The following is a 12582-nucleotide window of genomic DNA, read 5'->3' on the forward strand; positions in this document are numbered from 1 at the left end:
GTAAGTCCTCGGTTGCCACCTCAGCCCTCGATTGCGCCCCGCCGGTTGGCAGCGGTGATCACTGCATCCTCAGGGCTTCCGGAGTGTGCAGGCGGAGCATTGTGGCGGCGATGTCGGCCGGGGCCCGGCGACGGGTCGCCATCGACACGACGACCATCACCGTGAAGGCCAACGGCACCGTCCAGGCGGCCGGCTGCGCGATGAGCGTGGCCGGCCAGCCGGACAGCGGTGGACCGAGCACCGTGACCAGGACCGCGCCGATCGCCGCGCCGCCGCCGGCCACCACACCGGCGGTGGCGCCCACATCGGTCAACCCACGCCACCAGATGCCGAGCACCAGCAGCGGGCAGAAACTCGACGCGGCGACCGCGAAGGCCAGCCCGACGACCTGCGACACGTCCAGCCCGGAGACGTGCAGCGCCAGCACCGCTGGCACACCACCGGCGATGACGGTGGCCAGCCGGAACCCGCGTACCGAGCCCCGGCCGAGCACGTCCGTCGAGATCACCCCGGCGACGCTGGTCAGCAGGCCGGACGAGGTGGAGAGGAACGCCGCGAAGGCGCCCGCGGCGACCAGCGCGGCGAGTAGCCGCCCGGTCAGTCCGTCACCCAGGGCCGCTTCGGGTAGCAGCACCACCACCGCGTCGGTCTGGCCGCTGAGCAGCAGCTGCGGGGTGTAGATCCGGCCGAGGACCCCGTACAGGGTGGGCAGCAGGTAGAACGCGCCGACCAACGCCAGCACGACCAGGGTGGTCCGACGGGCCGCCGCGCCGTCCGGATTGGTGTAGAAGCGCACCAGCACGTGCGGCAGGCCCATGGTGCCCAGGAAGGTGGCCAGGATCAGCGAGTACGTGGCGAACAGGCCCCGGTCGTCGTCACCGGCGGCGCTGGGCAGCAACCAGTCGTTGGCATCGGTGGCCACCCCGGAGACCTCCGGCACCGGATCACCGGCGGCGAAGGTCAACTCGTCGCCGGGGCGTACCTCCCGGATGTCACCGTCGGGCAGGGTGAGGGTCGCGCGGTGCTCGACCACGACTGTGGTCGCGGCCCGGAACGTCGGCCCGTCGGGCGGCGTCACCGCCGGGCGGCCGTCGGCCTGCCACTGCAGGGCCAGGAAGATCACCGGTACGGCGAGAGCGGTCAGCTTGAGCCAGTACTGGAACGCCTGCACGAAGGTGATCGCGCGCATGCCGCCCAGCGCCACGTTCGCGGTGACCACGGCCGCCACCAGCAGGGCTCCGAGGGGGTACGGGGAGCCGGCCACGGTGGCCAGGGTCAGCCCGGCGCCCTGGAGCTGCGGCACCAGGTACAGCCAACCGATGAAGATCACGAAGGCGGTGGCAAGGATGCGGAGCCGACGCGACCCCAGCCGTACCTCGCAGAAGTCGGGCAATGTGAACGCACCGGAGCGGCGCAGCGGCGCGGCCACGAAGAGCAGCAGGGCCAGGTAGCCGGCGGCGAACCCGACCGGGTACCAGAGCACGTCCACGCCGTACTTGAGGACCAGCCCCGCGATGCCGAGGAAGCTCGCCGCCGACAGGTACTCCCCGCCGATGGCGGCGGCGTTCCAGGTGGGACTGATCGCCCGCGACGCCACCAGGAAGTCGGACGTGGTCCGGGCCAACCGCAGCCCGTAGAAGCCGATCCCGACGGTGACCAGGGTGACCGCGACGATGGCCGGGACCACGAAGTCGTTGCCCACTCAGCGCTCCGGCCGTTGCACCAGGTCGGTGAAGTCCTGCTCGTTGCGCTCGGCCAGCCGCACGTACGCCCAGCCGACCGCGATCAGGAACGGGAAGGAGGCCACCCCGAGCAGCAGCCACGGCAGGTTGACGCCGGCGACTGTGGTCCGGCCGAGCGAGGGCGCGATCGCGAACAGCCAGGGCAGCCCGCCCAGACCGATGGCCACCACCAGGGACAGCCGCAGCGCCAGCGCGAGTTGGGCCCGGACCAGGCCGCGGACCAGCGCCTCGCCGACCTGGGTCTGCTGGGCCAGCTCGGCGCGGGTCCGCTCGGCGCGGGTGTCCTGCCTGGTGATCTCGGCCAGCACGATCCGGGACCGCCGGGGCGGCGGTACCGCACCGCTCGACCCGACGTCGGGGAGTTGCTTGGCCACCCCGGCAGTCTCGCCCGCCGTACGCGATTGTCAAGCGTTCATGCTCACCAGCGTTCCAGGTCGAGACAGTAGGTCAGGGTGTGGCTCACCGGAATCGTGTCGAGTTCCGCCCGGGCCCGCAGCCGGCCGAGGTTCGTCGCCCAGAGGCCGTCCCGGGGCTGCTCGACGGCGATTCGCGTCAGTGCGCAGGTGCGCGTCGGTTCGGGCAGCCGGGCCAGCGCCGGTACGGCGTCGGCCGACAGCCCGGACACGTAGTCGACGTCCAACCGGCCGGTCTTCAGGTACCTGTCGACGTTCCGGTCGGCGATCAGCCGGTCGGGGTTGACAAGTGCCAACCCGAGCAGGGCCAGCACCGCCGTGCCGATCACCAACCTGGGCAGCCACTCGGCCCGCAGCCGCACCACGGCGACCCCGACCAGGAGGAAGAGCAGCCCGAGCCACAGCTCCATGGTCGTCACGACGAGCCGCAGCCGGGTGGCGCCGTACGCGTCGGCGTAGACCTGCATCCGGTAGAGCGCCGAAGCGACGATCACCAGACTGAGCGCGGTGAGCGTGCCGAGCAGGACCCGGACCAGCAGCCGGTCCGCCCGGGTGGCCTTCGCCGCCCGGCGGGCGGCGACAGCGATCACCAGCAGGGTGAGCGCGGTGACGGCGAGCAGTTGCCAGAACCCGCCACGGGCGTACTGGGCGTAGGTGAGCCCGGCCGTACGCAGCACGTGCCCCGCGCCGCCGAACAACACAGTCAGCTGGACCAGCACGAACACGGCGAACAGGGCGTCGAGCAGCACCAGCGGGAGGGTCCACTCCAGTCGGTGGGCCGGTCGTGACGGCCTCGGCCGCAGACCCTCCAGGTCCGGTGGGCGGCTGACCAGGTACGCGCCACCAAGCAGGGGGCCGCCGATCAGCAGAAGGCGGATCGTCCAGCCGATCACGCCGGGTAGCGAGATGTCCGGCAGCAGGCCGGCGACCAGTTCGGCGAAGACCGCGTCGGCGGAGGAGAAGAGCATCCCGAACAGCGCCAGCAGGACGGCGGAGATCGCAAGGCTGGTGAGGATGCGTCCGAAGCCGATCCCGGACCCTGTCGGGCGGGTGTCGCGTATTCCGCGTGCCGCCCAAGGGAGCGCCCGTACCGTCGCGGCCGGCGGCAGCGTCGCCGCGACCAGCATGCCGAGCGGGCTTCGCCCGCCGGTCACCGTGAGTGTCCCGGTCACCGCCGCCGCGAGCAGGCAGAGGACGAAGAGCCAGCCCGCCGCACGGACCGTGCCGACTGCTGTCAACGCGACCGTCGCGGCGGCCCAGCTGGCCTGCTCCGCCCGCCCCGGTGCCCCCGTGGCACCGGGGCGGGCGGTGACCGCCTGGACGGTCGGCTCGGGTGCAGCGGCCGGAGCCGTTGGTGCCGCCTCGCCGGTCGTCGTGACGGGGTTCGCCGCCGGGGACGACGTCCCGGAACGAACGACGCTGGCGGTGACGAGGGCTGCCGTGGCGGCCAAGGAGGCGACCAGCCAGCCGAGGCCCGGACGAACCATGGTGAGCACCGAGGCGCCGACGACCGCCGCAGCGGTCAGCGCCCCGAGCACCTGCGGACGGGCCGGGCCGGATGGCCCCGGCCAGCGGCGTTGGACCAGCGACGGCGGCCTGGGCAGGGCGGGTGTGACCGGCCACGCCTGAGGCCGGCTGGCGGCCGGTGTGGCCGGGCCGGCGCTGACGGTCGGGGTGACCTGCGCCGGCCCGGTCGGTCCGGTCGGTCCGCTGGCCGGGAGCGGGGTGCTGCCGGGGCTGGTCATGCGGCCTCTTCTCGGTATGGCCCGTCGCACGGGATGGTGACCTGAATGCGGCAGCCGGGCCGGTCACCCCGGGCTGGTCCGGCGGGGTCGAGGACACCGATCCGGCCGCCGTGCAGTTCGACGACCCACCGGGCGATGGCCAGGCCGAGACCGGTCCCGCCGCCGGCGGCACGGTCGCCCCGGGTGAACCGCTCGAACACCCTTGAACGCTCGGCCGGCGGAATGCCCTGACCCTCGTCGCTCACCTCGAAGCGGAGCTGGTCGCCGTGTTCCTCGGCGCACACCCGTACCGTGCCGCCGGGTGGGCTGTGTCTGGCCGCGTTGTCGAGGAGGTTCGCGAAGACCTGGTGCAACCGCCACGGGTCCGCGTGGACCGTCAGCGGTGTCGGCAGGTCACGGAGCTGGAAGCGCACGTCCAGACCGGCGCCGGACGCGCTGGCCGTGGCGTGCTCCACCGCCTCGTCGAGGAAGTCCCCCACGTCCATGCGTACGCGCCGCAGCGGCACCACCCCGGCGTCGAGTCGGGACAGGTCGAGCAGGTCGGCGACGAGGTGCCCGAGCCGTTCGGTCTGGGCCAACGCCGAACGCAGCGCCGCTGGTTCGGGGTCGGCCACCCCGTCCACCATGTTCTCCAGCACGCCCTGCAACGCGGTGATCGGCGTACGCAGCTCGTGCGAGACGTTGGCGATCAGCTCGCGTCGACGCTGGTCGGCGGCGTGCAGATCCTCGGCCATCTTGTTGAACGCCTGGGCCAGCTCGCCGACCTCGTCGCGGGAGGTGGCGCGTACCCGACGCGTGTAGTCGCCGCGGGCCATCGCGCCGGCGGCCGCCGTCATGTCCCGTAACGGCGAGGTCATGCCGTGGGCGAGCACCTGCGAGGTGAGCAGGGCGACGGCGATGGCGGTGGCCGAGGTGATCGGCGGCGGCCAGCCGATGCCGTACGAGAAGTAGGCGAGCCCGGCCGCCCCGGAGGCGACGAGCAGCACACCCAGCTTCAGCTTGATCGAACGCACCGGGTCCAGTGGTCGGGGCAGCAACTCCAGCACCCGGTCCAGCCAGGTGAGCACTGTCGCCGTCATGACGGCAGCTCCAGGGCGTAGCCGACCCCGTGCACCGTGCGGATGAGGTCGGCGCCCAGCTTGCGGCGCAGAGCCTTGATGTGGCTGTCCACGGTGCGGGTTCCGCTCCCGTCGCACCACCCCCAGACGTCGGCGAGCAGCCGTTCCCGGGGAAGCACGGTGCGGGGCCGCCCCGCGAGGTGGACCAGCAGGTCGAACTCGGTCGGGGTGAGGTGCACGTCCGCCCCGGCCCGGCGGACCCGTCGCTCCGCCTCGTTGATCTCGATGTCGCCGAGGCGGAGGGCGGGCGGCGCGGGGGTGGCGGCGGCCCGCTCCATCCGACGCAGCAGGACGTGCACCCGGGCGGTGAGTTCCCGCATCGAGAACGGCTTGGTGAGGTAGTCGTCCGCGCCGACTGCCAGCCCCACGAGCAGGTCGGTTTCGTCGTCCCGGGCGGTGAGCATCAGCACCGGCACCGGCCGGTCGGCCTGGATCCGGCGGCACACCTCCAGGCCGTCGAAGCCCGGCAGCATCACGTCGAGAACGACGAGATCCGGCTGGCCGGTGTGGAACTGAGCGACCGCGCTGGGTCCGTCCGCCGCGATCTCCACAGTGAAACCCTCGGCCCGTAGTCGGGCGGCGATGGACTCGGCGATGGTCCGTTCGTCCTCGACCACCAGTATCCGGCGTGCGCTCATGGGCCCTGACTGTAGGGAGCGGCCGTGGAGATCAGTGGTTTGCGTTGTGAATAACCTGTGGAGAACCGGTCGCGGCTGTGGATAACTCGGGGTTTGATCCCATCGAGGTGCGGAAAGCGGCGGCTGACTGTCACTCCAGGCCGATGCGCTCCGGTCGGGCCGAGGCGGAGCCGAGCCAGGTGTGTGGGTTGCCGTACCAGCACCAGCCCAGCTTGGGTGCACCCTGGCTGATCCACAGCGCCGGCACCCGCTTGTCGCCGCACCGGGAGCCGACCAGTGAGAAGCACCTGTTGCTCGCCAGCGCGGCCGGGTGCAGCGTGATGAAGGCGAGCCCCTCGTCGATGCTCAGCGGCAACCGGCCCTGACCGGTGATCCCCTCCATGGCCGTGGCGGGTGCCAGGTTGCGGTACTCCTCGCCCCGGTCGACGTCGAAGAGCAGGTACGCCGGCCCGGCCGGCACCTCCAGCTCCTTGATCGGATCGAAGCGGGGCAGGTCGTCCTCGGCGTAGTTCCGGTCGACGACGCCGGGCTTGCGCTTGCCGGCCAGGGTGGTGAGCGCCACCCGTTCCGGCACACCGATCAGGTCCCGGGTGGTGACCAGCAGGAACGGCACCCGGGCGTCGGTGGGGGCGGGCAGCCCGGCGGTGCCCTCGACCGCAGTGGCCCGCAGTGGCGCGACCAGGTCGCGGAAGGCGCTCTCGGTCAGCCCTGCGAGGACGGGGTAGCCGAGCTGCACCAGTCGGTCGAGTTGGCTGTCGAACTCGGATTCGGCGTCGAACGGGGTCTCGGTCACGGCAGGCCCTCCCGGAAGTCGTACGGACTAGCGTACAACGTACGGCAGAGCTGCTTCCATTCCCGGCTCAGCGACTCCAATCCTGCTTCGCGGCCCTTACCAGCTTGTCCTTCAGCTCCCGGGTGTGCCGCCGGCTCACCGGCAGCTCGGTCGAGTCGATCACCACCACGTAGCCGGAGTTGACCAGCCGCAACTCCGCGATCAACTTCAACTGCACCAGGTACGACCGGTGCACCCTGACGAAACCGGCATCGGCCCACCGCTCCGCCAGCGTGGCCAGTGAGACCCGCACCAGGTGCGACCCGTCCGCCGTGTGCAGCCGGGCGTAGTCGCCCTGCGCCTCCACCCAACGCACCGCCGAGCGCGGCAGCATCCGGGTGGTGCCGGCCAACTCGATGGGAATGGTCGGGTCCTCCTCCGCGCGGGCCAGCGCCGCCGGGTGCGACGGCACCACCCGCGAACCGATCACCCGACGCAGCGACTCGGCCAGCCGGTCGGCCCGAACCGGTTTGCGCACGTAGTCGGTGGCACCCAGATCGAAGGCGTCCACAGCGCCGTCGTCGTACGCGGTGACGAACACGATCGCCGGAGGGCGGGCGAAGCGGCGCAACACCCGGGCCAGCTCCATGCCGTCCAGGCCGGGCATCCGAATGTCCAGGAAGACCACGTCCACGTCGCCGTCGCGCAGCAGCCGCAGCGCCTCGGTGGCATCCCCGGCAGTGTGCAGCCGGGCCACCCGGGGGTCGGCCCGCAGGTGGTACGCCAGCTCGTCGAGCGCTGGCGGCTCGTCGTCCACAGCGAGGACGCGCAGGAAACCGGACGCGTTCACCGCACCCGTCCCGGCCCGCTCGCTCACGACCCTGCCCGCACGCCCGGGTGGAACTTCGGCACCCGCATGCTCACCTTCGTGCCCGAGCCCAACCCGGTCTCCACGACCAGGCCGAACCGGTCCCCGAAGACAGAGCGCAACCGCTCGTCGACGTTGGAGAGGCCGACGTGCTGGCCCGTGTCGTCGCCAGGGTCGCCGGTGCCGCGGGCCAGCTCGGCGATGCCGGCGGTCAGCGTGGTCGGATCCATTCCCACTCCGTCGTCCTCCACCGTGATGTGGCATTCGGCTCCCGCGTCCCGGGCCTCGATGCTCACCATGCCCGTGCCCGGCTTGCGGGACAACCCGTGGCGAACCGCGTTCTCCACCAGCGGCTGGAGGCAGAGGAACGGCAGCGTCACCGGCAGCACCTCCGGGGCGATCTGCAACCGCACCTGCAACCGGTCGCCGAACCGGGCCCGCTCGATGGTCAGGTAGCGGTCGATCGACCGCAGCTCCTCGGCCAGCGTGGTGAACTCCCCGTGCGCCCGGAACGAGTACCTGGTGAACTCCGCGAACTCCAGGATCAGCTCCCGGGCCCGCTCCGGGTCGGTGCGGACGAACGAGCCGATCGCGGTCAGCGCGTTGTAGATGAAGTGCGGGCTGATCTGCGCCCGCAACGCGCGGATCTCGGCGCGGGCAAGTCGCTCCCGCGACGAGTCCAGCTCGGCCAGGGCGAGTTGGTTGCCGGCCCAGTGCGCCGTCTCCAGGGTGGCCTGCACCAACCCCGGAGGCGGCGGGCTGTCGGCGACCGCCACCAGCGCGCCCACCACCCGGCCGTCCGCCCCCAGCAACGGCGCGACCACCGCCCCACGGACCGGACAGTCGACTCGGTCGCAGTGCAGCTCCTGCTCACCCAGCACCGTCGAGCGGCCGCTGTCCACCGTCCGCTGGGCCGCCGCGAGCAGTTGCTCTCCGTGGTGCGTGCCGCGCCCGTCGAGGGCCAGCAGCCGGTCGGCGTCGGTGAGCGCCAGCCCGACCGCGCCCACCAGCGCCCGCAGATGCCGTACGGCCTTCGCCGCGCCCGCCTCACTCAACCCCGCTCGCAGCGGCTCGGCGGCCAGGCCGGCGGTGTGCAGCACCTCGTAGGTGGCTCGCTGGGTGGCGGTGGCGATGCCACGGCGGGCGCGCAGCCGCAGCACCGCCAGCAGCGCCGCGGTCAACGCGGTGACGAGTGAGACGACGCCGACCACGGCGGAGAGGTTGGCAGCCACGCAGCGATCCTCGCCCCTGCGAGCCGGCGCGCCAACCCCTCTAGTACGCGCCCTTGCGGGCGAGCACCACCCCGACGGTGCGCCACAGGATGCTCAGGTCGTACGCGAGCGACCAGTTGTCGACGTAGTAGAGGTCCAGTCGGACCGACTCGTCCCAGGACAGGTCGGAGCGGCCGGAGACCTGCCACAGCCCGGTCATGCCGGGGCGGACCAGCAGTCGGCGCCGCACGTCACCCAGGAAGTCACCGTCGTCGGCCGGTAGCGGGCGGGGCCCGACCAGCGACATCTCGCCCCACAGCACGTTGATCAGCTGCGGTAGCTCGTCCAGCGACGTGGCCCGCAGGAAGCGACCGACCGGGAAGACCCGAGGGTCCTCCTTCATCTTGAACAGCATGCCGTCGGTCTCGTTCCGATCGACAAGGCTGGCCAGCCGGTCCTCGGCGTTGACGTACATGGTCCGGAACTTCCACACCCGGAACGTGCGCCCCTCGTGCCCCACCCGGGGCTGGCGGAAGAAGACCGGGCCGGGGTCGGAGATCCGGATCGCCACGGCGATGGCCAGGAAGAGCGGAATCAGCAGCAGCAGGCCGAGACCGGCGGCGACCCGGTCCATCAGGTTCTTGGCCAGCAGCGCCGGCCCGGAGAGGGTCGGCTCCTCGACGTGCAGCAGCGGCAGACCCTCGATCGGCCGGATGTGCACCCGGGGGCCGGCGATGTCGGTGAGCTGCGGGGCGACAACCAGGTCGACGCCGGAACCCTCCAACTGCCAGGCCAACCGGCGCAACTCGCCCGGCTCCGCGCTGGCCGACCCGCAGACGGCGATGGTGTCCCCACCGACCTCACGGACCAGGGCCAGGACGTCGCGTCCGGCGTACACCGGAACCGGGGTCGGCATGCCTCGGGCCGCCGCGTACCCGTCGGTGATGTGGATGGCGACGGGCATCAGCCCGGCGGCCGGGCTGCGGGTGACCGCCGCGTAGACCTCCAGGCACTCGGGCAGGGTGCCGACCAGCACCATCCGGTGGGCGGCTTGGCCGGCCCGCCGCCGGATGTAGTGCAGCGCCCAGCGGGCCACGAAACGGCCCCAGAGGATCAACAGCGTCGCGCCGACCAGTGCCGTGCCCACTGTGAAACGGGAGAGCTGGGTGACTGTGGAGAAGGCGAGGAAGGAGACGCTCGCGGCCACCGTCACCGATGCCCGGATCACCCGCTTGAACTCGTCCGGGCCGAGCCCCAGGTAGCGCCGGTCGTAGGCCCGGTTGCTCCAGAGGATCACCACCCAGCCGAGCGGAAGCAGCAGGTAGGAGACGGTGTGGAACCAGGTCGGGTCCTGCTGGGTGCCGGAGAAACCGGAGGCGGCCTGGTCGAAGAGCTGGATCGCGATCCAACTGGCGAACGCCGCCGCGCCAAAGTCGAGCAGCAGCAGGATCGCGATGTAGGGGCGGTGCCAGCGGGAGACACGGCGTCGCGCCCTCGTCCACGCCGACCGAGGAACGCCGTTGTGGGACGGCGGCGTCGGCGGCTGGATCTCGAAGCTGTCGACGTGCCGCACGAGTCTGCTCCGGCCTTCGTTGGTTACCGGGCGCTGGAGGCTTGCCGTCACCTCACCCATGTCCTCCCGCATGACACGGGCCGCTCACTCGGCGTGAAGGCCCGGGTCGCCCACCGTCCCAGTCTCCCACGCGGGCTCCGACCGGTCGTCGCCCCGAAGGAGATTGGCGACCGACGGTGCTGGCGGGATCTGGCCGGCTCCGCACCATTTCAGAAGCCGGGGACCGGGCCACTATACCGATGGATGCGCGCGTGGCGAGAAGGGCGGACCGGAGCTTCCGCTCAGGGAGGGCGATTCCGCTCCGTAGTCCTGAAGTGCAATTACTCACCGTACGAGGCGAGACAACCGACGGTCAGCGAGCGGCTTGCCGCCGGTTTGGCAGGTGGGGCAGTACTGGAGGCTGGAATCGGCGAACGACACCTCGCGCACTGTGTCCCCGCACAGCGGACAGGGCAGGCCGGTGCGCGCGTGCACCTTCAGCCCGGAGCGTTTCTCGCCCTTCAGCTCCGCGGCCCGCTGACCGAGGGACCGCTCGACCGCGTCGCCGAGGACCTGTCTGGTGGCGGCGTGCAGGGTGGCGATCTGGGCGTCGGTGAGCCGATCGGTGATCGCGAACGGGGACAGCTTCGCGGCGTGCAGGATCTCGTCGGAGTACGCGTTGCCCACCCCGGACAGCACCGACTGGTCGGTCAGCACCCCCTTGACCTGCCCCCGCCTGCTCCGCAGCCGCTCGGCGAAGAGGGGCAGGTCCGCGGCGAGCGCGTCCGGGCCCAGCTTCGCCACCCCGGGGACCGTCGCGAGGTCGGTGACCAGATATGCGGCCAGCTTTTTCTGGGTGCCGGCCTCGGTGAGGTCGAAGCCGGAACCGTCATCCAGGCGTACCCGCACCGCGATCGGGCCCTTGCCCGGACGCAGCGGGGTGGTGGCGGGGAACGCCTCCCGGTAGTGCAGCCAGCCTGCCCGCGCCAAATGCACCACAAGGTGCAGGCCGCCCTCGAAGAGGACGTCGAGGAACTTTCCGTGCCGACTGGCGTCGACCACCGCTCGGCCGGCGACCTCGGTCGGTGCCGGCTCGTACGTCTTCAGGGCGCTGATCGCGGCGATCTCCAGCCGATCGACGCGCCGCCCCACCGCGCGCTGACGCAGGTAACCCGCGAGCGCCTCAACCTCCGGTAGTTCGGGCACGACACAACGGTAGCCTTCTTTCCCGTGAGAATCGTGGTGGCACACAACCGGTACCGGGAAGCCCAGCCTTCCGGTGAGAACACGATCGTCGACTCGGAGATCGCCCAGCTCACCGCCGCTGGCGTCGAGGTGCTGCCCTTCATTCGCAGTTCGGACGAGATCCCGTCGATGTCGACGGCGGCGAAGACGCTGCTGCCGATCTCGCCGATCTGGGCGCCGCGCGCCCAACACGACCTGAGCCGGCTGCTCACCGAGCACCAACCTGACGTTCTGCACCTGCACAACCCGTACCCCCTGATCTCGCCCTGGGTGGTGCGGACCGCGCACCGGCACGGCGTGCCGGTGGTGCAGACGGTGCACAACTACCGGCAGGTCTGCTCGTCGGGGATCTACTTCCGCGACGGCGTGATCTGTCAGGACTGCAAGGGCCGGGCGTTGGGGGTGCCGGCGATCAAGCACCGCTGCTACCGCGACTCGGCGGTGCAGAGCGCGCTGATGGCGACCACCCTTGCCGTACACCGCGGCACCTGGCGCTCGGTGGACCGCTACATCGCGCTCACCTCCGCGATCGCCGATCACCTCCGCGAGTACGGCATTCCCGACGATCGCATCGTGGTGAAGCCGAACTCCGTACCCGACCCGGGCCGGCCGGCGCCGCTCGGTGACGGTTTCCTCTACATGGCCCGGCTCTCCCCGGAGAAGGGCGTCGACCTGCTGCTGGACGCCTGGCGCCGGCACCCGGTCGGTTCGCTGGGCACGCTGCGGGTGGCCGGTGACGGCGAGCTGCGCCAGCTCGTGGAGGCAGCCGCCGCCGAGCGGCCCGACGTGGTCTACCTCGGTCAGCTCGACCGGGCCGGCGTGCGGGCAGCGGTCGAGGCGAGCGCTGTGGTCATCGCCGCCGCGATGTGGCACGACGTGCTGCCCACCGTGATCATCGAAGCGTTGTCGAGCGGCCGTCCGGTGCTCGGCACGGCGTTGGGCGGCATTCCGTACCTGGTCGGGGCCGACGCCCCGCACGAGCCCGCCGGCACCGGGCCCGCCGAGAACGCCTCCGCTGTCGCCGGGGGTGGCGGCGGGCCGGCAATGCCGGCGGGGATCGGTCTGGGCGAGGCCGGTTGGGTGGTCGCCCCGGAGCCGGCCGCGCTCGCGGCCGCGCTGCCGGTCGCCCGTGCCGGTGCGTCCGGGCTGACAGTGGCCGCCCGCGCCCGCTACGAGCGCATCTTCCACCCCGACGTGGTCACCGGGCAGCTCATCGACATCTACGCGGGTCTGACCCGAACCCCCAACCACGTCTGACTCACCCCGCCCTGCGCCGCC

General features: G+C 71.8%; 11 protein-coding genes. 1 reads left to right on the plus strand and 10 read right to left on the minus strand.

What is annotated here, in order from left to right; all coding sequences use genetic code 11:
* Positions 1-58: 58 nt before the first annotated feature.
* From AB0B94_RS04595 to AB0B94_RS04640, 10 genes are all read right to left on the minus strand, one after another.
* Positions 59-1702 (minus strand): cation acetate symporter, encoded by a 1644-nt coding sequence (locus AB0B94_RS04595; protein WP_357268191.1) that lies wholly within the window; start codon positions 1700-1702, stop codon positions 59-61.
* The gene (locus tag AB0B94_RS04600; RefSeq protein ID WP_328651696.1) at positions 1703-2116 is read right to left on the minus strand and encodes a hypothetical protein; all 414 of its coding nucleotides are present in this window, start codon (positions 2114-2116) and stop codon (positions 1703-1705) included.
* Positions 2117-2160: 44 nt separating this feature from the next.
* Entirely contained in the window at positions 2161-3900 is a 1740-nt protein-coding gene (locus AB0B94_RS04605; RefSeq protein WP_357268193.1) for a DUF4153 domain-containing protein, read from the minus strand.
* On the minus strand, positions 3897-4979 hold the full coding sequence (locus tag AB0B94_RS04610) for a HAMP domain-containing sensor histidine kinase (RefSeq protein WP_357268195.1): 1083 nt from the start codon (positions 4977-4979) through the stop codon (positions 3897-3899). The genes AB0B94_RS04605 and AB0B94_RS04610 overlap by 4 nt, the downstream gene beginning before the upstream one ends.
* Positions 4976-5656: a response regulator transcription factor gene (locus tag AB0B94_RS04615; RefSeq protein WP_238669989.1), complete on the minus strand. Its 681-nt coding sequence runs from the start codon at positions 5654-5656 to the stop codon at positions 4976-4978. Before AB0B94_RS04615 ends, AB0B94_RS04610 begins: the two co-directional genes overlap by 4 nt.
* A gap of 130 nt (positions 5657-5786) precedes the next feature.
* A complete protein-coding gene (locus AB0B94_RS04620; RefSeq protein ID WP_357268197.1) occupies positions 5787-6449 on the minus strand; it encodes a DUF5701 family protein in 663 nt (220 codons plus the stop codon).
* 67 nt (positions 6450-6516) lie between these two features.
* Complete coding sequence (locus tag AB0B94_RS04625) at positions 6517-7278, minus strand: LytTR family DNA-binding domain-containing protein (RefSeq protein ID WP_238670054.1); 762 nt, start codon at positions 7276-7278, stop codon at positions 6517-6519.
* 23 nt (positions 7279-7301) lie between these two features.
* Positions 7302-8528: a histidine kinase gene (locus AB0B94_RS04630; RefSeq protein ID WP_112675302.1), complete on the minus strand. Its 1227-nt coding sequence runs from the start codon at positions 8526-8528 to the stop codon at positions 7302-7304.
* Positions 8529-8568: 40 nt separating this feature from the next.
* On the minus strand, positions 8569-10140 hold the full coding sequence (locus AB0B94_RS04635; RefSeq protein WP_186718385.1) for a sugar transferase: 1572 nt from the start codon (positions 10138-10140) through the stop codon (positions 8569-8571).
* Between the two features lie 264 nt (positions 10141-10404).
* Positions 10405-11265 carry a DNA-formamidopyrimidine glycosylase family protein gene (locus tag AB0B94_RS04640; protein WP_238669986.1) on the minus strand — a complete coding sequence of 287 codons (861 nt, stop codon included), beginning with the start codon at positions 11263-11265 and terminating at the stop codon, positions 10405-10407.
* A 24-nt stretch (positions 11266-11289) separates the two neighbouring features.
* Here AB0B94_RS04640 and AB0B94_RS04645 point away from each other — a divergent pair, with 24 nt between their 5' ends.
* Positions 11290-12561 (plus strand): glycosyltransferase, encoded by a 1272-nt coding sequence (locus AB0B94_RS04645; protein ID WP_357268200.1) that lies wholly within the window; start codon positions 11290-11292, stop codon positions 12559-12561.
* Positions 12562-12582: the final 21 nt, after the last annotated feature.

Origin of the sequence: Micromonospora sp. NPDC048986, assembly GCF_040649335.1 — a bacterium.
Lineage (GTDB): Bacteria > Actinomycetota > Actinomycetes > Mycobacteriales > Micromonosporaceae > Micromonospora > Micromonospora alfalfae.

Bases quoted from the DNA above. Each gene is read 5' to 3' on its own strand.
- AB0B94_RS04605 (WP_357268193.1), bottom strand. From the start codon at position 3,900: ATGACCAGCCCCGGCAGCACCCCGCTCCCGGCCAGCGGACCGACCGGA.
- AB0B94_RS04610 (WP_357268195.1), bottom strand. From the start codon at position 4,979: ATGACGGCGACAGTGCTCACCTGGCTGGACCGGGTGCTGGAGTTGCTG.
- AB0B94_RS04615 (WP_238669989.1), bottom strand. From the start codon at position 5,656: ATGAGCGCACGCCGGATACTGGTGGTCGAGGACGAACGGACCATCGCC.
- AB0B94_RS04635 (WP_186718385.1), bottom strand. From the start codon at position 10,140: ATGGGTGAGGTGACGGCAAGCCTCCAGCGCCCGGTAACCAACGAAGGC.